The organism is Bacteroides caecigallinarum, from assembly GCF_016902295.1.
Taxonomy (GTDB): Bacteria; Bacteroidota; Bacteroidia; order Bacteroidales; family Bacteroidaceae; genus Phocaeicola; species Phocaeicola caecigallinarum_A.
This window is the reverse complement of record NZ_JACJLQ010000046.1, coordinates 1-22,997: the sequence shown is the minus strand read 5'-3', so window position 1 is coordinate 22,997 and position 22,997 is coordinate 1. Positions and strand designations below refer to the sequence as shown.

At 42.2% G+C, this 22,997-nt stretch carries 20 protein-coding genes and 1 tRNA gene; 13 read left to right on the top strand and 8 right to left on the bottom strand.

Translation table 11 applies throughout. The annotated features are described in order from the left end of the window. Nucleotides 1-114 precede the first annotated feature (114 nt). The gene (locus tag H6A27_RS12610) at nt 115-1,335 is read right to left on the bottom strand and encodes an ISL3 family transposase (protein ID WP_204508918.1); all 1,221 of its coding nucleotides are present in this window, start codon (nt 1,333-1,335) and stop codon (nt 115-117) included. A 504-nt stretch (nt 1,336-1,839) separates the two neighbouring features. Between H6A27_RS12610 and H6A27_RS12605 the strand changes: the two genes are divergently transcribed. The 3 genes from H6A27_RS12605 (at nt 1,840) to H6A27_RS12595 (ending at nt 4,787) form a co-directional block, all read left to right on the top strand. Then, nucleotides 1,840-2,631: a hypothetical protein gene (locus H6A27_RS12605; RefSeq protein WP_204508917.1), complete on the top strand. Its 792-nt coding sequence runs from the start codon at nt 1,840-1,842 to the stop codon at nt 2,629-2,631. A 241-nt stretch (nt 2,632-2,872) separates the two neighbouring features. Further along, on the top strand, nt 2,873-3,121 hold the full coding sequence (locus tag H6A27_RS12600) for a DUF4248 domain-containing protein (RefSeq protein WP_204508916.1): 249 nt from the start codon (nt 2,873-2,875) through the stop codon (nt 3,119-3,121). A gap of 100 nt (nt 3,122-3,221) precedes the next feature. Next, nucleotides 3,222-4,787 (top strand): ATP-binding protein, encoded by a 1,566-nt coding sequence (locus H6A27_RS12595; protein ID WP_204508915.1) that lies wholly within the window; start codon nt 3,222-3,224, stop codon nt 4,785-4,787. Nucleotides 4,788-4,840: 53 nt separating this feature from the next. On the opposite strand, the gene H6A27_RS12590 is transcribed toward H6A27_RS12595, so the two are convergent. Continuing rightward, on the bottom strand, nt 4,841-5,950 hold the full coding sequence (locus H6A27_RS12590) for a nucleotidyltransferase domain-containing protein (RefSeq protein WP_204508914.1): 1,110 nt from the start codon (nt 5,948-5,950) through the stop codon (nt 4,841-4,843). Nucleotides 5,951-6,157: 207 nt separating this feature from the next. Between H6A27_RS12590 and pyrB the strand changes: the two genes are divergently transcribed. The 6 genes from pyrB (at nt 6,158) to H6A27_RS12560 (ending at nt 11,140) form a co-directional block, all read left to right on the top strand. Then, nucleotides 6,158-7,099, top strand: a complete 942-nt coding sequence (pyrB, locus tag H6A27_RS12585) for an aspartate carbamoyltransferase (protein ID WP_204400980.1) — start codon at nt 6,158-6,160, stop codon at nt 7,097-7,099. Between the two features lie 154 nt (nt 7,100-7,253). Continuing rightward, nucleotides 7,254-7,712 carry an aspartate carbamoyltransferase regulatory subunit gene (gene pyrI / locus H6A27_RS12580; protein WP_204400978.1) on the top strand — a complete coding sequence of 153 codons (459 nt, stop codon included), beginning with the start codon at nt 7,254-7,256 and terminating at the stop codon, nt 7,710-7,712. Between the two features lie 2 nt (nt 7,713-7,714). Further along, complete coding sequence (locus tag H6A27_RS12575) at nt 7,715-8,281, top strand: flavin reductase family protein (RefSeq protein ID WP_204400977.1); 567 nt, start codon at nt 7,715-7,717, stop codon at nt 8,279-8,281. Nucleotides 8,282-8,293: 12 nt separating this feature from the next. Beyond that, nucleotides 8,294-9,022, top strand: coding sequence for a porin family protein (locus H6A27_RS12570; RefSeq protein WP_204508913.1), 729 nt, complete (start codon nt 8,294-8,296; stop codon nt 9,020-9,022). A 41-nt stretch (nt 9,023-9,063) separates the two neighbouring features. After that, the gene (gene glyA / locus H6A27_RS12565) at nt 9,064-10,344 is read left to right on the top strand and encodes a serine hydroxymethyltransferase (RefSeq protein ID WP_204508912.1); all 1,281 of its coding nucleotides are present in this window, start codon (nt 9,064-9,066) and stop codon (nt 10,342-10,344) included. 79 nt (nt 10,345-10,423) lie between these two features. Further along, a complete protein-coding gene (locus H6A27_RS12560) occupies nt 10,424-11,140 on the top strand; it encodes an OmpA family protein (protein WP_204400971.1) in 717 nt (238 codons plus the stop codon). 46 nt (nt 11,141-11,186) lie between these two features. On the opposite strand, the gene H6A27_RS12555 is transcribed toward H6A27_RS12560, so the two are convergent. Genes H6A27_RS12555 through H6A27_RS12545 form a run of 3 tightly spaced genes read right to left on the bottom strand, consistent with a single transcriptional unit; the run spans nt 11,187 to nt 14,257 of the window. Next, on the bottom strand, nt 11,187-12,026 hold the full coding sequence (locus H6A27_RS12555) for an N-acetylmuramoyl-L-alanine amidase-like domain-containing protein (RefSeq protein ID WP_204508911.1): 840 nt from the start codon (nt 12,024-12,026) through the stop codon (nt 11,187-11,189). Continuing rightward, nucleotides 12,016-12,639 carry a trimeric intracellular cation channel family protein gene (locus tag H6A27_RS12550; RefSeq protein WP_204401188.1) on the bottom strand — a complete coding sequence of 208 codons (624 nt, stop codon included), beginning with the start codon at nt 12,637-12,639 and terminating at the stop codon, nt 12,016-12,018. Before H6A27_RS12550 ends, H6A27_RS12555 begins: the two co-directional genes overlap by 11 nt. Before the next feature lie 31 nt (nt 12,640-12,670). After that, complete coding sequence (locus H6A27_RS12545; protein WP_239469677.1) at nt 12,671-14,257, bottom strand: DUF3078 domain-containing protein; 1,587 nt, start codon at nt 14,255-14,257, stop codon at nt 12,671-12,673. 211 nt (nt 14,258-14,468) lie between these two features. Between H6A27_RS12545 and H6A27_RS12540 the strand changes: the two genes are divergently transcribed. The 4 genes from H6A27_RS12540 (at nt 14,469) to H6A27_RS12525 (ending at nt 20,562) form a co-directional block, all read left to right on the top strand. Further along, nucleotides 14,469-16,067 carry a CTP synthase gene (locus tag H6A27_RS12540; RefSeq protein WP_204508910.1) on the top strand — a complete coding sequence of 533 codons (1,599 nt, stop codon included), beginning with the start codon at nt 14,469-14,471 and terminating at the stop codon, nt 16,065-16,067. 21 nt (nt 16,068-16,088) lie between these two features. Further along, nucleotides 16,089-17,945 carry a membrane protein insertase YidC gene (yidC, locus tag H6A27_RS12535; protein WP_204508909.1) on the top strand — a complete coding sequence of 619 codons (1,857 nt, stop codon included), beginning with the start codon at nt 16,089-16,091 and terminating at the stop codon, nt 17,943-17,945. 96 nt (nt 17,946-18,041) lie between these two features. Continuing rightward, nucleotides 18,042-20,147 carry a dipeptidyl-peptidase Dpp5 gene (dpp5, locus tag H6A27_RS12530; RefSeq protein WP_204508908.1) on the top strand — a complete coding sequence of 702 codons (2,106 nt, stop codon included), beginning with the start codon at nt 18,042-18,044 and terminating at the stop codon, nt 20,145-20,147. 4 nt (nt 20,148-20,151) lie between these two features. Further along, nucleotides 20,152-20,562: a secondary thiamine-phosphate synthase enzyme YjbQ gene (locus tag H6A27_RS12525; protein WP_204400960.1), complete on the top strand. Its 411-nt coding sequence runs from the start codon at nt 20,152-20,154 to the stop codon at nt 20,560-20,562. Nucleotides 20,563-20,630: 68 nt separating this feature from the next. Here the strand turns inward: H6A27_RS12525 and H6A27_RS12520 are convergent, their stop codons facing one another. From H6A27_RS12520 to H6A27_RS12510, 3 genes are all read right to left on the bottom strand, one after another. Continuing rightward, nucleotides 20,631-21,281, bottom strand: coding sequence for a carbohydrate-binding family 9-like protein (locus H6A27_RS12520; protein ID WP_204508907.1), 651 nt, complete (start codon nt 21,279-21,281; stop codon nt 20,631-20,633). 59 nt (nt 21,282-21,340) lie between these two features. Next, nucleotides 21,341-22,846: a TrkH family potassium uptake protein gene (locus H6A27_RS12515; protein ID WP_204401184.1), complete on the bottom strand. Its 1,506-nt coding sequence runs from the start codon at nt 22,844-22,846 to the stop codon at nt 21,341-21,343. Nucleotides 22,847-22,890: 44 nt separating this feature from the next. Continuing rightward, nucleotides 22,891-22,965, bottom strand: a tRNA-Pro gene (locus H6A27_RS12510). Nucleotides 22,966-22,997: the final 32 nt, after the last annotated feature.

Sequence of the window (22,997 nt, the reverse complement as noted above, 5' to 3'; positions counted from 1 at the left end):
GCGAAAGATACAGACGGATTGTTTACCCGAATTGTCGGGAAGATTAGCGCACTTACAATCCTGCAATATATTAACTATAAAAATGAGAAACCCATTGGTAGAGTTAAATCTGGTTCATCCGACATTTCGCGTGATGCGGCAATCATGGAGTGCATATAACCTTAGCTCAAAGTATCGTTCATCCCTAAATCCGTATGCCGCTCTCTTCAAGACCTTTATCTTGTTGTTGATTCCTTCTACTTTTCCGGTCGATATATGACAGTCGTACCATGCGAGTATGCCTGTTCTGTGTGCCATTACTGTGGCTGCCATCTTCACCAGTTGCGGCACTTTGCTTTCTTGGGCTTGCTTTACCCAATCCAGCATGACCATTTCAGCATTGTTCTTATTGACTTGCGTCCAGATTTCCCTGAGCTGTTCTTTCAGGTAGTATGCCTGCGACAGGGGCTTGTTCATGGCCAACGCGTTGTCAAGCCTCGTCTTATACTCCTTGTCAAAGATGTCCACTCCATTGCTCAGCAGCAGGTAGCGTGTGCCTTTCAACACCTTACGTTTGTTGATGTCTTTTTCCATGTGGTATTGTATCCTGCGTATCTCATCCAGCTTCTCGTTCATAAGCTTTACCACATGGAAATGGTCAAACACGTGCACCGCATTTGGGCAATTCTCATATACAGAGGAGATAAAGGCGGCAGAGAGGTCTGTTGCAATATATTTGATGTCAACACCCTTTCTTCTGACCCGTTTCCAAAAGCCGTCCAGGGCATTTGCTCCCTTGCCGTTACCGACATAAAGAATACGGCCGCTCTTCAAGTCAACCACGATTGTCTTGTACACATGCCCTCTCCTGACTGCGAATTCATCTATGCCGATGCTGTCCACTCCCTCAAGGGAAGGAGGCGCGTAATGGTATTCAAGATGACGGGTATGGATTTCCTTGACGGTATCCCAGGATACGCCCAGGAGATTAGCCGCGTCTTTCAAGGTCATGCCCCTTAACAGACCCACTACATATTTCGCGAAACGGTGGGTGTAGCCGCAACTACCCGTGGCAAAGGGTATGCTCTCCTGACGGTCATAATCACAATCCTTGTTCTTGCACCTATAGCGTTGGACTTTCATACGGATTATCACCTTTTTACCGCCTATCGGAAGTCCTATAAAGTCACGGATGCAAAAACCGTTCTTGACCAATTGGCGATGCCCGCACTTCGGACACACTTTTTCACGCTCTTTGGATTCGATATGCAAGATTATTGTGTTATCTTTGTATTCCTCACGAGTACATTGGTGGGTGTATAGACCCCACGCATGATATAGAAAACTGCTGTTCATAATTGTACGTTTGCTTGTGCTTATTCAAATATACAATTTGTGCAGCGGTTTTCTTCTTTAATAAACTATCACGCGAAATGTCGGATGAACCTTATTTTTCTTGGTATGACCATAAATAAAAGTAGTGTTTCAATTACGACATATTTCGTACTTTTGTTTAACTTTGCGGTATAACCATTAAAGGCATCCCTGCAGATATTCATATATTGGTTGAGTGCTCCTGATATTTCCATGTTTAACTTATGCATAGAGAACATAAAGTTACTGAAAATCAGGCACTTGGTCAATTCTTTTATGCTAACTCTTGTTGATTTAACTCACTGATTTTTAAGTGTTTAATTAATTATTTACCGAAGTATTGACAATTACAAAAGTAGCAAAATAAAGATACGAAAAATCATTTAAATGGCATAATTTCAAAGTACGAAGTTTAAAATAGAGTATTAACAACTAAATTCCACTTTTTGAAGTGGACTCAATATTAAATAGTGTAATTTCCGCTACTTGCAGAACCCGGTCACTCAGGCACTGGCACTTGGCTACCAGTCGGACTCCGCCCCCGACGTGGATGCCGTGATAAACCGTTTCTTCTACACCCATCCTTACGTGAAGGGCAGCCGCACACGCACCATGCTCTCCCTCGGACAGTATCTTCGCTGGCGTAGAGTTCAGCCCTGGCAGCTGGACCAGGCCATCCATACGGCATGCGCCCGCGGAGTGGAGCCGGGCATCACCCCGAAGGAGATAGAACGCGCCGTCCGTTGGGGGTACGAGCATGGCAATGAGGGCGGAAATAATCAGACAAATTGGGTTCACAAGGTTCACAATTCCTATATGAACCCAAATTCTGCCGCAACATCAGCCATCGACCCTGATAATGAAGAAATTACAGAGGACGAAAAGGAAGAGGAAGAGATAATTGAGGACCAATGCACCCAATTTTCCGACGACATCTACGAGCATCTTCCCGATGAGATAAAAAAACTCCTTGTTGTGGCAAAGGACAGGAAGGAAAAAGACATCATCCTGTTGGGAATACTCACCGTTTCCAGCACATTGTTTCCTGCCCTAAGAACCATCTACGTTAACAGGAGCAATTTCTATAAGCTTCTTCCCATCCTCAAGAAGTTGCCTGATACCTTCCGGTATTCCGATTTCTGGAAAGAGGTAGAAAAAGTAGGTTTGTACCCAAACGCCGCAAAGCGCGCTTTAAAGAAATATGTAGTAACCGGCTTATTGACAAAGGATAACTGTGTTTACAAGAAAACAAATAAGCTGAAAAAAAGGTTCAATTAGAAAAAGTGAACCCAGTGAACCCAAATAAGGCTTTCAAGCACTAAGCAAACCCCGAAAAAAACACGGTCACGTTTAATCCCGAACGTGCCCGTGTTTTACTCCGAACGTGCCCACGTTTTTTTAAAATATTGAGGAAGGAAAAACCCGTACAATGGCGGACATACTGCCAACATACCTTCCGTATCATTTGATTACCTCCCTGATTTTTAGTATCTTTACATAAAATCAAAGACAAGAAGATATGAGAAATCTACAGACAGAACAGCCGGAGCAGACCTTCAGGCTCAAGACTTACAAGAAGAACGAACTGGCGATGATGTATTTTCCCGACGTTACGAAGGACGCTGCCTCGAGGAACTTCCGACGCTGGATAAGGCAATGCCCGCCCATGATGAAGGAACTCCAGGCGATGGGGTACGACAAGAACCGCCAGTACCTGCTCAAGGCGGAGGTGGAGGTGATAGTCAGACACCTGGGAGAACCGTATTAGCAGGTTTCACCGGATGCTTTTTTCATTGTTTTTCTCCCGTTTGATTTGATTTTCCGTTATTAAAAGTTACTTTTGTGACAATAACACTAAATTGACCGGCATGAAATACCCTATAGGAATACAAAGTTTCGACAAATTAATTGAGAACGGATTTCTCTATATCGACAAAACGGATTTGGTTTACCGACTGACGCACGAAGGCAACATTTATTTTCTGAGCCGTCCACGCAGGTTCGGAAAAAGTCTGCTGGTATCTACACTCAAGAACTATTATCTGGGCAGGAAAGAGCTGTTCAGGGGCTTGAAGATTGATTCTTTGGAAAAGGACTGGAAGGTACATCCGGTGTTTCATATAGACTTCAATTCCACGAACTTTACCATCCGTAGGACGCTGTGGCAGAAGCTGAACGCTCTGATTGGAGACTGGGAAACGAAATATGGAGTGACAAAACCTGAAGAGGGACTTGATTTGGGCGACAGGTTCATAAGGGTACTCGAAGCCGCCCACAACCGGACAGGACTGCGTGCCGTGGTACTGGTGGACGAGTATGACAAGCCCATGCTGGACGTGCTGGATGTGGACAAGAGTCTGGAGGAGGAACACCGCAACATCCTGAAGGGGTTCTATTCCGTGTTCAAGGGAGCCGACGAGCATCTACAGTTCGTGTTCCTTACGGGAGTGACCAAGTTCTCGCAGGTGAGCGTGTTCAGCGGATTCAACCAGCCCAATGACATAAGTATGAGCATGAAGTATGAAACGGTGTGCGGAATAACTCAGGAGGAGTTGGAAACTGTATTCCGTGAGCAGATTGGAGATATGGCGGATATGTACGGATGCCCGTACAGTGAGATGATGGAGAGGCTGAAAAGACGTTATGACGGCTATCACTTCAGTAGGAAGATGACGGATGTGTATAATCCGTTCAGCCTTCTTAATGCTTTCGAATCGGAGGAAATGAACGACTACTGGTTCAAGAGCGGCACCCCTACTTATCTGCTTCGCCTGCTGGCGCACTCGGACGAGAATATGAACGAGATAACGGGCAGATATTACTCGCCCGAGGAGTTTATAGACTATAAGGCTACGGTGGAGCAACCTCTTCCGATGATTTACCAGAGCGGGTATCTGACCATCAAGAAGTATGACATGGAAGAAAACTCCTTCCTGCTGGATTATCCGAACAATGAGGTAAAGGAAGGGTTCCTGTCGCTCGTCGCAGCAGGATATTTCAACACGCGCGAAAGCGTGGATTCGTGGATAAGAAGCGCGGTGAGACAGCTCAAGAAAGCACAACTGGATGATTTCCGCAACGGTCTGACTTCCTTCCTGGCAAGCATCCCATACACCATGCGCCGCAAGGAAAACGAGCGTGAGAGGGAGCGCTACTTCCACTATACCTTCTATCTGATTATGCGCCTGATAAGTGTCTATACAGTCTATACTGAGAAGGTGCAGAGCCACGGAAGAGTGGACTGCATAGTAGAGACCCCGGACTATGTATATATCTTCGAGTTCAAACTTGACGGCACGGCGGATGAAGCCCTTCGCCAGATTGAGGAGAAGGGATATGCACTGGAGTACGCTGCCGACAGACGCAAGATATATAAAATCGGTGCTGTTTTCTCGTCGGAGACGGGAACGATAGCGGAATTTGATTATCTCTGAAACGAAAAACAAACCATAAGCACATCTTTACATACGCAAACCGTGTTTTTTATTTATGGTTTAAACCGTTTTTTCAGCAGTTTAGACTGAGTGATAATGACATTCTTTATCAGTGCTACCGGATAGAACAAAGCTTCTTGGGGAGCATAGTGGTAGAGGCGGGATGTACGGCGTAGAGCAATGCTGAAGGTGTGCCACTTGCCTCGCCAATAGCCTTTGGGACGGGGAGAATTGCGGCTGTCGTACTTTCCGAAGTTTCCTGTGGCGAATATCTCTTTTACCAACTCTTCTCCAAGATGCCGGCTTGATGATGTGTCGAACGGGAAATATTCAGGTTTCAAACCAAGATAATTGACCGCTACATAGCCAAAGGCACAGGCAGCACTGTATAGTCCCAAGCGATGAAGGTCACGTCGCAGACGGAGGATATCGATGTCGGCTGCACGACGGTAGAAGAAACAACTCCAGTCGCAGAGCTGGCGCAATCCTATACCGCCGCCCAGAAAGTGTTCGAAGGCGTGGAGGAAGATGTAGAGGGCATTGAATGTGGGTGGAGGGGTAGGCATATCTATGATATGTTCGGCTCCATCGGGATACCATTCTCTCACCAGGCGCATGAAACGATGGTTTGCCAACGGATTGCCCATCCTGCTTACGAGGCGGTGATTCTCTATGTGTACGCCATCCCATTTGTAGCTGGCATGCTTGTCGGACTCTTCGGATGACGGGACTGCTCCTGACTCGAGAAGGACACTGTTTGCCACCGTCTGCCCTTCTTCACCGAGATAGATATCTATATCTCCACACTGACGATGACGAGGATTGCGATAGTAGAAAGCCATACCCTGCCCTTTGAGAAGAACAGGATGAAGACCGGATGCGGCATACAGACTGTTGAGACGTCCTACCATACGGTTAAGACGGTCGTTTGCCTGCTCTATCTGAAGTGTCTGTGCAGCCAGTTGCAAATATAGATTACAGGGTGGATACAGATTGGGGGGCAGGGTGTTTATTCCGTCGAAGAATACCGACAGAAGGGACTGTGTGGATGCCAACCTGTAGAGTTGTTGCCACCGTGCAGGGGTCATTCCGCTGAAAAGGGATGTGTCGGGAGGTGTACCCCATAATCCGGCGCGGATAAGCGAGAAGAATGTTTCGTACATTTTGGTATTTATGAAATTCTGTGGACAAATTTAATTCTTTATGTGAAGTCCGCAAAATTACGGGCTTGTTAAATCATATCTAAATCTATCCACTCCCGCCAACGTGTGAAACTTGAAAAGATAAATATCCATTATTGGGCGGAACTTTGAAATTTTTTATGTACCTTTGGGCTTCGGTATTAAAAAAACAAACATAAAACTGCTAATATGGAAAATAGAAGTTTAGTTACTATTGCCAAACATTCCAAAGAGAAAATACTTTATCTTCTGGAAATGGCAAGAGAATTTGAGAAGAAGCCGAACCGCAACCTTCTGAACGGGAAAATCGTGGCAACATTGTTCTTTGAACCATCTACAAGAACACGCCTCAGTTTTGAAACCGCCGCAAACCGTCTGGGCGCTAAAGTGATAGGTTTCACTGACCCGAAAGTGACAAGCTCCTCAAAAGGTGAAACACTGAAAGATACCATTATGATGGTGAGCAACTATGCCGACATCATCGTGATGAGACACTATCTGGAAGGCGCGGCGAGATATGCAAGCGAAGTCACTAAAGTACCTATAGTCAATGCCGGTGACGGAGCTAACCAGCACCCTTCGCAAACGATGCTTGACCTATATTCCATATACAAGACCCAGGGAACCCTGGAAAACCTGAACATATATATGGTGGGTGACCTGAAATACGGACGTACCGTACACTCTCTGCTTATGGCTATGCGCCACTTTAACCCTACATTCCATTTCATCGCACCGGACGAACTGAAAATGCCGGAAGAATACAAAATCTACTGCAAGGAACATAATATAAAATATGTGGAACACACTGAATTCAACGAAGATGTGATTGCCGACGCAGATATTCTTTATATGACACGTGTGCAGAGAGAACGTTTCACCGACCTGATGGAATACGAGAGAGTAAAAGATGTATATATTCTGAACAATAAAATGCTGGACAAGACACGTCCTAACCTGCGTATTCTTCACCCGCTGCCAAGGGTTAACGAAATAGCATACGACGTGGACGAAAATCCTAAGGCTTACTATTTCCAGCAAGCCCAAAACGGATTGTACGCGCGACAGGCTATTCTTTGCGACGTATTGGGCATCACTCTTGATGAAGTGAAAGCCGATACAGAAAAATAATAAGTATTTAGTTCTTTAGTTTTTGAGTTCGTAAGTTTGTTGTTAATTCGACTATCAAACAGAAGAGAGCCAGGTAATTTATAACCAAAGCTAACGAGGTTAAACTCAAAAACTTAAAAACTTATAAACTTAAAAACTTATAAACTTATAAAGCATGAACGAAAAAAAAGAACTGCAGGTGGCCGCTCTTGAAAACGGCACTGTAATAGACCATATACCGTCTGATAAACTTTTCACAGTGGTTTCACTGCTGAACCTGAAAGATATGGACAGCAATATCACTATTGGATACAACCTTGAAAGCAAAAAATTAGGCAAAAAGGGTATTATCAAAATAGCCGACAAGTTTTTCACTGACGAGGAAATAAACCGTATTTCGGTGGTAGCATCAAACATCAAGCTGAATGTAATCAGGAATTATGCCGTAGTTGAAAAGAAAGAGGCTATTATGCCGGACGAGCTGAAAGGTATAGTGAAATGCAACAATCCTAAGTGTATCACCAACAACGAACCTATGCAGACATGGTTCCACGTTACTGATAAGGAAAAAGGATTGCTGAAATGCCACTACTGCGAAAAAGAACAGCAGAAAGACAATATCAAACTAATCTGACAATGAAGCAGGACTGGAAACCCGGAACAATGGTTTATCCGCTTCCTGCCGTAATGGTGAGTTGCGGCACCTGTGAGGAAGAATATAATATTATTACCGTAGCGTGGGTGGGTACAATATGTACCAACCCACCTATGTGCTACATATCGGTAAGACCCGAACGCCACTCCTATCCTATCCTGAAAAAGAATATGGAGTTCGTAATCAACCTTACAACGAAAGATATGGCATACGCTACTGACTGGTGCGGAGTAAGATCGGGAAAGAACTACAAAAAGTTCAACGAAATGAAGCTTACACCAGGAAAGGCATCGGTGGTAAATGCTCCGACAATAGAGGAATCGCCGCTGTGTATTGAATGCAGAGTGAAAGAGGTGATTTCGTTAGGGTCGCATGACATGTTTATAGCCGATGTGGTAAACGTACAGGCCGACGAAAAATACCTAAACTCTGAAACCGGAAAATTTGAGCTTGCACAATCAAACCTCCTGGTATATGTACACGGAGGATATTACGAGCTGGGAGAGAAAATAGGGAAATTCGGATGGTCGGTAGAAAAGAAGAAATAGACCGGCAATGAAATGAAAAGAATATACATGTACATACTTTCCGCTTTATTCGCTGCATACAGTGCAAACCTGCATGCACAAGATATCATGCAGCACGAGAAAAAGCAGAGAGTAAGTATAGGTATTAAAGGTGGATTCAACTCTACCATGATGTTTATAGACAAAATTTGCTATGGAGAACAGAATATTACAGATATACAAAACAACTATAAAGTGGGATATATAGCCACTCTCTTCACAAGAGTAAACCTCGTAAAGAAACATTTTATACAACCGGAAGTTTCGTATGCGGTTTCACACGGTAGTATAAGCATGAGCAATCTTAGAGAAAACGCGACTATACTTGAAGACAATGCTCTGATAAAGACAAAGATAACATCGCTGGAAGTTCCTATACTATACGGATATAAATTTATAGACTCATCCCCTTATGGTATGTCATTCTTCTTCGGACCCAAAATAGCATGGACTATCAAGAAACAGACTTCAAGCGAATATTCAGGTTTCTACCAGAAAAACATAACAGAAAACATCAAGCCGTTTAATTATAGCGCGGTATTTGGAATAGGAGTAAATATCTCAAATGTTTTTTTCGATTTCAGATACGAAATAGGATGCAACAATATAACAAAGTCCGTGTCGTATGACAAGACTCTGACACAAGAGCCGTACAATGAAAAAGAAATAATGCTCGAAAGACGTAAAAATATATTGAGCTTCTCTGTAGGAGCTATATTTTGAGATGAAATCAATTATTATATAACTAAAAAATTATTTGAACCATGAAAAGAGACGATTTGATTTTTGGAATCATAGAGAAAGAACATCAGCGCCAGCTAAAAGGCATAGAGCTGATTGCATCGGAAAACTTCGTAAGCGACCAGGTTATGGCAGCCATGGGTTCATGCCTTACAAACAAATATGCCGAAGGCTATCCTGGCAAAAGATATTATGGCGGATGCGAGGTTGTGGACCAGAGCGAACAGATAGCCATAGACAGACTGAAACAGATTTTCGGAGCAGAATGGGCTAACGTTCAGCCTCACTCAGGAGCCCAGGCTAACGCTGCTGTATTCCTGGCTGTACTTAATCCGGGCGACAAGTTTATGGGACTTAACCTTGCTCACGGAGGACATTTGTCACACGGTTCGGCTGTAAACACATCGGGTATCCTTTATACTCCATGTGAATATAACCTGAACAAGGAAACTGGAAGAGTGGATTACGACCAGATGGAGGAAATTGCCCTCAGAGAAAGACCGAAACTCATTGTAGGTGGAGGTTCGGCTTATTCAAGAGAATGGGATTACAAGAGAATGAGAGACATTGCCGACAAAGTAGGCGCTTTGCTTATGATAGATATGGCTCATCCTGCAGGACTTATTGCAGCCGGACTGCTTGACAACCCTGTGAAATATGCCCATATCGTAACTTCTACTACTCACAAGACTTTGCGCGGTCCTCGCGGTGGTGTGATAATGATGGGCAAGGACTTCCCTAACCCATGGGGAAAGAAGACACCAAAGGGTGAAATAAAGATGATGTCACAGTTGCTCGACTCAGCTGTATTCCCTGGCATACAGGGTGGTCCGCTGGAACACGTTATCGCCGCCAAAGCTGTTGCATTCGGCGAATGTCTGCAGCCTGAATACAAGGAATACCAGATACAGGTTAAGAAAAACGCTGCTGCTCTGGCACAGGCTCTTATGGACAGAGGATTTACTATCGTTTCCGGCGGTACGGACAATCACTCAATGCTTGTTGACCTGAGAACCAAATATCCTGACCTGACAGGTAAGGTTGCCGAAAAGGCTTTGGTATCGGCTGATATCACAGTAAACAAGAACATGGTTCCGTTCGACACACGTTCCGCATTCCAGACATCTGGTATCCGTCTTGGTACTCCTGCGATTACTACACGTGGCGCTAAAGAAGACTTGATGTACGAAATAGCTGAAATGATAGAAACAGTGCTTTCTAACGTCGATAATGAAGAAGTAATAGCTTCTGTAAGAGCAAGGGTTAACGAAAAGATGAAAAACTACCCTATCTTCGCATATTAAAAAAATCAATGTCCGGCGTAAACAAATCATACCGGACATTTGTATATATGAACATAACTAAACATTCAATTTTAAATCAATGAAGACTTACAAACATGTAGCTTTAATTCTATCAGCCGGAATTATGTTGGGCAGTTGCGGTATGACCAATACTGCTAAAGGCGGTATGATAGGTGGCGGCGGTGGAGCCGCCCTGGGAGCATTGATAGGTGGACTGGCAGGAAAAGGAAAAGGCGCAGCCATAGGCGCGGCTGTAGGAGCGGCCGTAGGTACAGGTGCCGGAGTTCTGATAGGTAAGAAAATGGACAAGGCAGCCGAAGAAGCCGCTAAAATAGAAAATGCCGAAGTTGAACAGGTAACAGACAATAACGGCCTGAAAGCCATTAAGGTCACTTTTGCTTCGGGAATACTGTTCAGTACAAGCAGTTCTACACTAAGTACATCAGCCAAAAACTCGTTGACTGATTTTGCCAACAACGTGCTTAAACAGAATCCGAATATGGATGTTGCCATTTATGGATATACAGACAACACCGGCTGGAAAAACTCTACAGCATCGGAAAGCGTACAGAAAAACATTGAACTATCAAAACAACGTGCGGCAAGTGTATCAGGTTATCTGCTTACTTCCGGTGTATCAGGAAACCAGATAAAAAGTGTTGAAGGTCTGGGCGAAGAAAATCCTGTTGCCAGCAATGATACAGAAGCGGGACGTCAGGAAAACAGACGTGTAGAAATATACATGTATGCAAGCGAAGAAATGATTAAGCAGGCCGAAAACGGAACTCTTGAATAATTAAGATAAAAGAGCTGTACCGAAAAACCGGAACAGCTCTTTTATTTTATTCTACTCTTATAACTCTTATGCCGGTATGTTTACTTCTGCCCTTCAGATAATCATAAAGCGAGACATCATCAAGGATTACCTTTTTTTGCAATGACGAAGCATGAAGCAAATGAAGGCTGTCGCCAATCCATATAGCAAAGCCTAAATGAACAACGTCAAGACCGTCAATACTCGTGGTCAGAGCAAGTATATCCCCATCTTTGATTTTAATTTCGGACGCAGGTAAGTCAAGAAGTTTTTTCGGAACGTATGGCATTTCGTATTCACTCCATCTTTGCTCGATATGTCTCATCACGGACAATAATGAATCATTGTCCTTCAATTGCTTATAAAGATGGGAATGCTCTGTCATATAATTCAGCGGACAGGCTATAGTCTCGTGCTCAAAATGAGTGGTGAGTTCTTTCAATATACCTTTATTCTGATTATCTTCAACCCAATCGGAGAAATAATGAAGCCTTGATGTATAGCCATGAATTTTCCCATCTCTGTATCTGATTCGTGTGAGCGATTCGATATAGTCACGATATTCCGGATTCTGTTTTGCGGATGCAAGATACAATGCCAAAACATTCTCTACATAAGTGGTACAATCCAAAGAATCCGTACGAACCACTAAAGTTTCATCACTGCTTCTGTCCAATGTTCCACCTTGATATGGAATACCTTTCATACTGTTGGCAAAAAACAAAAGACGTTCGGCACCTGAATTAAAACTCACACATTTCGATTTGTGCAAAAGAGTGTTAATCAGAAGGGAATCTGCCTGTCGGGGAAAACAGAAAGGGGCATTAATCAATGCCCCAAACAATATACATAGTATTTTATTTTTCATTCTCAGGCTCACCTTTAAGAATTGGTAATGTAATCTGATATTTTACTGCAAGTATTCGTACTATGAAAACCGAGATTCCGCATGCTATCTGGGATATATAACTCTCCAATCCTGCCAATGAACATATCCAATATACAATTCCTCCTACTACACATGCCATAGCATAGATTTCCTTACGGAATATCAGCGGAATCTCATTTATAAACACATCGCGGATTACTCCTCCGGCAGCACCTGTTATGCTACCCATAATTATAGCCACCCAGAATGAATACCCCAAATCAAGGCTCTTGGTGGCACCTACTACTGTAAACAGAGCCAGACCGATACTGTCGAATATAAAGAATGTATTATTAAGATGAATAAGATACTGCCGGAAAATTATAACAAAAAACATTGCCAGAGCCGTACAGATAAGATACATCGGATCGGTCATCCATGCCGGTGTAACATCAAGAAGCAAATCACGCAAGGTTCCGCCGCCGATAGCTGTGGCCAAACCTACTACGTATGCCCCAAACCAATCAAAACTTTTTGCAGAGGCCAGCCTGATACCACTGATAGCAAAAGCAAAAGTTCCAACAAAATCAAGAACTTCAACAAAAGACGGTATTTCAAACATATATCTTGTTTATATTAACAAATTACCACGTATAATTAACACCGAAACTGAATAATTCCTGGAACTGGAAATAGCTTTGATCCGGTTCTTTAGACACTCCATCATCAAATCGTCCGTGCATAAACAACTTGGTTGACAAATACTTATTAAATACGAAAGTAAAGGTATTTTCCCATTCTCCAAGAACTTTTTCATAATTTGTCGTGTACGAGAATTTTGATTCCCAAAGCAATGATGGAATTATCTTCCATGTAAGGGTAGCATTGACACGCGAACCAAGTACACTTTCTTTCTTATGCCCCTCTTTAATATTGAATTTTGTTGGATCCACCTCATCACTCATTACACTATACAAAGTATAGTTGAGAGGATTTAACAGAACTGATAAATTCACCTTACCATCTTTAATGAACTTATAGTCCATACCGAGACCGATATTTAAAGTGGCAGGAGAGAAAAGCGCTGATACCAAATCATCTGAGTTAGTGGCATAACTCGAAAAGAATTGTGTCTGGAATTCGGCAGAAAGTGTATAATACCAGTTTTGAATAGCCTTATATCCAAGCTTCGACGTCAAACGCAATAAGTCATTATTTGCCTTGTACGTATGAACAGTATCAGAAGGAGCTGTAATAAAACCAAGCTTCCACTCTAACTTAGTTTCAAACTGTGTCTTCTGTTTATCATCATATTTTATCTGCCAAGAAAAACCAGAAAGCAGAGATTTTGTACTTTCACCACCTTTATACCAATTCGCTGAAATATAGTTCTGGGAGAACTGCAAGTACCCACTACCGCCTGAAGTCCAGAAATTAGGTTTTAAAACCAATAACTCCGAACCCGACATTTGACCTATACCTGCATTATTATCAATAAGACTTATTATATTCTCTTCTTTATAGGCGGAGGTCATTTCCTTAGATGACAAAAAATCAAGGTCAAGCAGACTATTCTCATTCTTTAATACCAATTCCGGATAATTGACATAGAAGTCCAATAACTGTCTATTGATTTTCCTGTCCAGTTCAGATGATATCTGCATTTTAGGCATACCTTCTTCAAGCATAGACGCTTTGCGCAAAGAGTCGTCCACAATTATATCACGCGGAATCCAGTCATCAATACCTGAAGCTTCTTCAAAAGCCTTTGAATAATATGTAAGAGGAACTACGAACTTAAAATAGTCCGCCTTCATCTTGATTTCAGATAATGACAAATAAATATCATCCCATCTGTCCTGTGCCCATTCAGAATATTTTCTGTAATCAGAAAACATCTTATTAAGTTCGATGACAGACTGAGGAATAACCTCTTCTGGCTTTTTCGGTACAACAGGCTTAACTTTAATACTATCCTGTTTCTTTACTATTACAGAATCAATCTTCGTATTAACCAACGAATCGGATTTCAGCGTATCAGTATCATTAACCTCTTCAAACAAAGTCGTATCGTTTAACAACAGATCAATATCAATTATGGAATCGGCAGGAATAACTATAGTTGAATCCTGCGGCATTGAATAATTCTTCAGACCGGACGCAAAAGAATATTCAGATAAAAAAACATTCGATAATAGAGATGCCAATAATAAAACAGTCAATGCTTTCATCGTTATATTTTTGTGTTATAATTCTTTGCAAAAATACAATATATTTCATTTACTGAACATTAATACTATAGAAATATGTCATACATAAGCAACTTATTGCTCTATTTACAATGTTTTGACTTTTTATATCTTGACTTTCGGCTTTTTTTTATAAATTTGCACACTTGTAGAAATATTTCTTATTGAAACAAATTTTTAAACATACATTATTGTGGCAGAAACAAAGTACATTTTCGTAACAGGTGGTGTTGCCTCCTCTTTAGGTAAAGGTATCATTTCATCTTCAATAGGTAAATTGCTGCAAGCAAGAGGCTACAGCGTAACTATCCAAAAGTTCGACCCGTATATCAACATTGACCCGGGTACTCTGAATCCGTATGAACACGGAGAATGCTACGTAACTGTTGACGGACATGAAGCTGACCTTGACCTTGGACACTACGAACGTTTCCTTGGTATCCAGACAACAAAGGCCAACAACATTACTACAGGACGTATTTACAAGAGTGTAATCGACAAAGAACGTCGCGGTGACTATTTGGGTAAGACTATCCAGATTATCCCTCACATCACTGATGAAATCAAACGTAACGTAAAATTACTTGGTAACAAAAACCAGTTCGACTTCGTTATCACTGAAATCGGAGGAACAGTTGGCGATATAGAGTCATTGCCATATCTTGAAAGTATCCGTCAGTTGAAGTGGGAACTTGGCAGAAATGCTTTGTGCGTTCACCTTACTTATGTTCCTTATCTTGCAGCCGCAGGAGAGCTTAAAACTAAACCAACCCAGCACTCTGTAAAAGAACTTCAGTCTGTAGGTATCCAGCCAGATATCCTTGTATTACGTACAGAGCACGAACTAAGCCTTGGATTGAGAAAGAAAGTTGCATTGTTCTGCAATGTAGATGAAAATGCAGTAATCCAGTCTAAGGATATGCCTACAATCTACGAAGTACCTCTCCGTATGCAGGAACAGAGACTTGACGTTACAATCTTAGAAAAGATGGGATTGCCTGTAGGTGAGACTCCAAGCCTTGGTCCATGGAAAGAATTCCTGAACCGCAGATACAATGCTACTGAAAAGGTAAGAATTGCATTAGTTGGTAAATACGATTTGCAGGATGCATACAAATCAATCCTCGAAGCATTGTCACAGGCTGCTACTTACAATGACCGTAAGGCAGACATTCACTTCGTAAACAGCGAAAAACTTACTGATGACAACATTGCTGAAGCTCTGAAAGACATGGACGGAGTTATTATCTGTCCTGGATTCGGACAGCGCGGTATCGAAGGTAAATTCGTTGCTATCAAATATTGCCGTACACACAATGTTCCTACATTCGGTATTTGCCTCGGTATGCAGTGTATGGCTATCGAATTTGCAAGAAACGTACTTGGCTACGAAGATGCAAACAGCCGTGAAATGGACGAAAAGACTCCTCACAATGTTATTGACATCATGGAAGAACAGAAATCCGTTACAAACATGGGTGGTACAATGCGTTTGGGAGCATACGAATGTGTACTCGACAAAGATTCAAAAGCATACGAAGCTTACCAGAGCGAACACATTCAGGAACGTCATCGCCACCGCTATGAGTTCAACAACGACTACAAGGAAGAATATATTAAGGCAGGAATGAAATGTACAGGTATCAACCCAGAATCTGATTTGGTTGAAATCGTAGAAATACCTGCTTTGAAATGGTTTGTAGGTGTTCAGTTCCACCCAGAATACAGCAGTACGGTTCTGAAACCACATCCATTGTTCTTGTCATTCATTAAAGCTGCAATTGAAAAGTAATTAATAAACTACTAAGAAAAAATGGACAAAAACACGTTAGTAGGCTTCGTCCTGATTGGAGCTGTTATTATTGGTTTCGGAATATACAACACACCTAATCAGGAAGAAAGAGCTCGTGCGCAACATTATCAGGATTCTATACAGCAAGTTATCAAGGAGAAAGAAGAATTGATGAAGAAGCAGGAAGCAGCCGCTGAACAAAAGGCAATGATGGTTGATTCCACTTCGACATTCTTCAATGCTTCAAAAGGCACAGAACAGTTCGTTACTTTAAGTAATGACCTTATTGATGTTACTATATCTAACAAGGGTGGTCGTGTAAGCAAAGCCATGCTGAAAGAATATAAAGACCAGAAGAAAGAGCCTCTGGTATTGTTTGACGGCACAGACGCATCATTGAATATTGGATTCGAAGGCAAAAACGAAAACATCATGAGCAGTCAGATGTATTTCGAAGCTACAAACGTCACAGACAGCACAGTAACTATGAGACTGAATGCTGCGAACGGCGGTCATCTGGATTTCTGCTACAAGCTTATTCCAAACTCATACATGGTAAACTTTACAGTTCAGGCTACCGGAATGCAGAATTTCTTCTCGCCTTCTGTCAAGACCATGACCATCGACTGGAAGCAGAGAGCACGCCAGATGGAGAAAGGTTATACTTTCGAACAGCAGTACACTTCGTTGACTTATAAGCCAACAGACGATAGCTTCGATAACCTCGATAAGGCTAAAGACGAAAAGGAAACAATACAGGAAGTTCTAGACTGGGTAGCATTCAAAAACCAATACTTCTCATGTGTATTCATGGCTGAGAAGAACTTTGAGAACGCTACATTGGAATCGAAAATGGAACAGAAAGGCAGCGGCTACATGAAAAACTATCATGCAGACATGCAGACAGCTTTCGACCCTACAGGTGCACAGCCAAGCAACTTCCAGTTCTATTTCGGACCTAACCACTTCAAGACTCTCCTTGCAAGCAACGATTTGAGTTTTGCTGACAAAGACCAGGAACTTGAAGACCTCGTTTATCTGGGATGGCCTATTATCCGCTGGATAAACCGTTGGTTCACAATCAACCTGTTCGACTGGCTGTCAAGCTGGGGACTGAGCATGGGTATGGTTATCCTGCTTATGACTATCATCGTTAAGATTCTGGTTCTTCCTACAACATGGAAATCATTCATATCATCAGCAAAGATGAGAGCCCTGAAACCATACGTTGAAAAGATTAACCAGAAATATCCAAAACAGGAAGACGCACTTAAAAAACAACAGGAAACAATGGCACTCTACAGCCAGTACGGAGTAAGCCCGATGGGAGGATGTCTGCCTATGTTACTTCAGACACCGGTGTTCATGGCATTATTCTTCTTTGTTCCGAATGCGATAGAATTGCGCCAGCAAAGTTTCCTTTGGGCAGACGACCTTTCTGCATACGATGACCTTATCAGCTGGAGCACTTCAATTCCTCTCTTGGGCAATCACTTGAGTCTGTTCTGCCTGTTGTTCAGCGTTACAACAATCATCAACCAGCTCGTTATGATGAAACAGCAGAATATGGGTGACAATCCACAGATGGCGGCAATGAAATGGATGATGTATATCATGCCTGTGATGTTCTTCTTCATCTTCAACGAATATGCATCAGGATTGAGCTATTACTACTTCATCTCAAGCTTGATAGGTATCCTCACTACATGGATTATGTATAAGGTTACTGACGAAAAGAAACTTCTTGCTCAGCTTGAAGCAAACAAGAAGAATCCTGCACAGATGAAACAAAGCAACTTGTTGTCAAGACTTGAGGCCCTTCAGAAAGAACAGGAACGTCTTCAGAAAGAACGTCAGGACAGAATGAACAAGAAATAATATTCTGACACTAATATTGTATTGTCATTCAGAGGTAAAAAACATGTGTCTCTGAATGGCAATATTTTTTTAAGCAAACTCAAAAAATATATAACCATGAACAAAAATCTTATTACAATGACTGCAGCTACACTAATGTTAGCCACATCAGCATGCGTAAGTACTGAAAAGTCAGCCGAGGACAATGCGACAATTATCGGCAAGCAGGAAATAAAGATAGAGAACGGACGCCTTACCCCAGAGGCTCTTTGGGCTATGGGACGTATAGGAAGTTCTACAGTATCTCCTGACGGCAAAAAAATAGCCTACACTGTGTCATACTATAGTGTAAAAGAGAATAAAAGCCACACTGTCATCTATATGATGAATGCTGACGGAAGCGAAAACACTATCCTTACCACTACATCTGCAAGCGAATATGAACCGGCATGGATCAAGAATGGCGAGAAACTGGCATTCTTGTCTAACGGTCAGATTTGGGAAATGAATCCTGACGGAACAGCACGCAAACAGTTGTCCGATTACGAAGGTGGAATAGACGGTTTCAGCTTCTCTCCTGACGGCAGCAAGGTGCTGTTTATCTCACAGGTAAAATATGGGGAACGTACAGTTGACAAGTATCCTGACCTGGACAAGGCTACAGGTATGGTAATAGACGACCTGATGTACAAACACTGGGACGAATGGGTACAGACAGTACCTCATCCATTCGTAGCTGATTTTGACGGAAACAAAGTTGGTGCGGCTACAGACATAATGGAAGGCGAGCCATACGAATCGCCAATGAAACCTTTCGGAGGAATTGAACAACTGGCATGGAGCAACGACTCTAAACAGATTGCATATACATGCCGCAAGAAAACCGGACTTGAATATTCTGTTTCCACAGACTCTGACATCTATCTTTACAACATCGAAAGCAAAGAAACAAGAAATCTCTGCAAAGAAGATGCAAAAGACAAGAACATGGGATACGACACTAACCCTCGATTCTCGCCGGACGGAACAATGATAGCATGGCAGAGCATGGAACGCGACGGATATGAAAGCGACCGCAATCGTCTATGCGTAATGGAGATTGCAAGCGGAAAGAAATCATACGTAACAGAATCGTTTGAATCCGGCGTCGATACATACTGCTGGGCACAAGACAGCAAAACGCTATATTTTACCGGAGTATGGCACGGCACAAGCATGATTTACAGCACTAACCTTAACGGTGAGGTCAAAAAACTCACCGACGGTATGTACGACTATGCTTCAGTGGCATTACTTAATGACGGACAGCTGTTGACAAAACGTCACTCCATAAGCGAAGCTGACGAACTATATACTGTAGCACTAAATGAAGGCAACAAAGTTAGCCGTATCACAAAAGAAAACGACCATATCTTCAGCCAGCTTAAAACCGGTAAGGTTGAGCCAAGATGGACAAAGACTGTTGACGGCAAGCAGATGCTGTCATGGGTTATCTATCCTGCCGATTTCGACCCGAACAAGAAATATCCTACCCTTCTGTTCTGTCAGGGAGGCCCTCAAAGCCCTGTAAGCCAGTTCTGGAGTTACAGATGGAACTTCCAGATTATGGCAGCCAATGACTATATAATCATCGCTCCTAACCGCCGCGGGCTTCCTGGTTTCGGCATGGAATGGCTTGAAGATATCAGTACAAACTACGGCGGTCACTGTATGGACGATTATTTGAGTGCGATAGACGACATAGCCAAAGAGCCATACGTTGACAAAGACCGTTTGGGATGTGTAGGAGCAAGTTTCGGAGGATATTCAGTATATTGGCTTGCCGGACACCACAACAAACGTTTCAAGGCATTCATTGCTCACGACGGTTTCTTCAACATGGAGCAGCAGTATCTCGAAACTGAAGAGCTGTGGTTCACCAACTGGGACCTCGGAGGCGCTTATTGGGAAACAGAAAATCCTGCTGTAAAACGCAGCTATGCAAACTCGCCACACCTGTTTGTCGAGAAATGGGATACTCCTATCCTATGTATACATGGCGAAAAAGACTACCGCATTCTTGCTTCACAGGGAATGGCTGCCTTCAATGCTGCCAAACTAAGAGGAGTACCTGCAGAGCTTCTTATCTTCCCAGACGAGAATCACTGGGTACTTAAACCACAGAACGGTATTCTCTGGCAGCGTACGTTCTTCGCATGGTTGGACAAATGGTTAAAGAAATAACATCATGGTACAGCAAGTTGAATTTTCATTAACACCAAAGAGGAAAGGTTTCCATCTGGTCACTCAGGAGATTATGAAAAATCTCCCTACTCTGCCGGAGCAGGGGATTCTTAACCTTTTCGTGAAACACACAAGCTGCGCTCTAAGCATAAACGAGAATTACGATCCGAGCGTTCGCAGCGATATGGAGCAGATATACAACCGTCTTGTCAAGACAAACGAACCGTATTACAGCCACACAGACGAAGGTGAGGACGACATGCCGAGCCACGCCAAATCAAGCCTTACAGGTGTTTCAATAACAATACCAATCACAAACGGCAGACTGAACCTCGGGACATGGCAAGGTATATATCTCTGTGAATTCAGGTATTCGGGAGGATCACGAAAGATTGTAGCGACTATTATTTCATAATAAATTATTACATACAAAAAATCCAGGTCGAAACGGCCTGGATTTTTTGTTATAAATAAATGATATAATCACTTTTCAAAAATCAATCTTCCAAAGAAACTTGGACAGTGAAAACACGGTTTAGGCAAATCTATCGGACTCCATGAAAGGAAATGAGGAGTTTTCAGCAAATCGCCACACTTATAAAAATTACCCCGCAATGTTATTCCAGACAAATCTTTTATATCATGTCTGAACAAAGAAGACGAAGGGATAATCAGCGAAAGTTCCCAGGAACATTCCCCTATACGCTCCTCAAAAGGCTCATTACCCAATGAAGACCATCTTTTGATATTGGCCAGTACACTTTCAGGCGCATGATGTCTGTCGCCCTTTACGCCATAATTTACAAGTAACTTGCCAGCACAATTACACTCAAAATTATAATATTCTTCCTCTTCCTCTGTACGGACAAAAAACTCACAACACGAATCTTCCCATACTCTACCTAAATCCGCCGGCGCTACAGCCCTTACACTTGCCTCAGAGACAATATAATTTATCAGAATGGAACCGCCTGTATGAGCTATTCTGAACTTTACTTCAGGGCAATATGGATAATCTGCCCAATTAATGATATCAATAGGATTAAAACGTACCGATGCTCCATCCATCATTTGACTTACTTGCTCTGCAGATTGTATATCACAGGCAATCTTCTTTACTGCAATTTCTTTCATTATTAATAAGTTTTAGATTAAAGTGCAATACAAATATACGATTTCTTATAATTGTATATCTATCGTTTTTCCCAAAAACTTGGAGCAAACATCAATAAAATGCCAAACAATTCAAGACGTCCTATCAACATCAAGAAAGAAGAAACCCATTTTCCAATTTCAGGAAGGGCACTCCATGAATACGCAGGTCCAAAACTTCCAAAACCTGGCCCGACATTACCTATACTGGATACAGCTATTCCCATAGCTTCAGTCATTTCAAGACCTATCACCATAAAGATAAACCAACCTACAAATGTACATATTAAGTAAAGCATTGCAAATGTAGTTACCGTTGATATAGTAGAAGTAGAAACAGACTGACCGTTAACCTTAACTGGAAGCACAGCTCGTGGATGCATAAGCCTACTGAATTCATTCTTCACATTCTGCAGAATAATCAGTAGTCGCATTGATTTCATACCTCCAGCCGTAGAACCCGTACAACCACCTGCAAACATTATATACACTATAAGTATAAGCGTAAAATGAGGCCATGTAGAATAATCATCTGTGGCATATCCACATGAAGTATGAATTGTTACAACCTGGAAAAAAGCACGACGGAATGCCAGTTCAAGACCATATCCTTTTATGAAATACAATGCAAAAGTTATTATTGCTGTGACAATACCTACTGACATCAGGAAAAATCTGGTTTCTGCATCTTTAAACCACCTAAAAGTTTTTCCTTTCAGAATGAGAAAATAAAGAGAATAGTTTATTGCAGACAGCATTGTAAATATAGTTATTACATATTCTATAAAAGGAGAATTCCAATAGGCAATACTACTCTGTTTAGTAGAAAATCCTCCTGTAGCAGTAGATGTAAACGAATGGCATACGGCGTCAAATACACCCATACCGCCAAACCACAAAAGAACGGCCTCAACCACAGTAAGAACCAGATAAACCATCCACAATCCCTTTGCCATCTTGCTTATTTTAGGATGAATTTTATCATGATTTACCCCAGTAGCTTCGGCAGAGAAAAGTACCTGGTTTCCCACTCCGAATATAGGCAATATTGCTATAGTGAAAAACACAATTCCCAATCCTCCAATCCACTGGGTAAAACTTCTCCAGAAAAGCATACCATTTGATAATGACTCAATATTATCGAGTATGGAAGCTCCGGTTGTGGTAAATCCGGACATAGTCTCAAAGAATGCGTCGGTTACAGAAGGTATGCTACCACTGATATAGAAAGGCAACATGCCGAACATAGTAAAAAACACCCATGTAAAGGCTACAATACAATATCCGTCTCTACGTGAAAGATTTTTCTCGGCGTTTTTACCAAGCAACATAAAGACACCGCCTACTCCAACATTTATCAACACGGAATATACGAAATATATATAATCGCTTTCTTTATAAAACAGGGAGACTAAAGCACATATAAGAAACATCATACCCTCCAGACAGAGAAGTATGCCAAGAATCCTGAAAATCATCTTACGATTCAACAGGCTATGGCCGCGACCGGCTTCGACATGCATTTGCGCATTGATGAAATCTTCCATATCTTTCATAAATTAAAAAAGAGGCCATAAGCCTCTTCTATGTGTCGGGGTACCAGGATTCGAACCTGGGACCCCCTGCTCCCAAAGCAGGTGCGCTAACCGGACTGCGCTACACCCCGAAGGCGTTTCTCTCAATTGCGGTGCAAAGGTA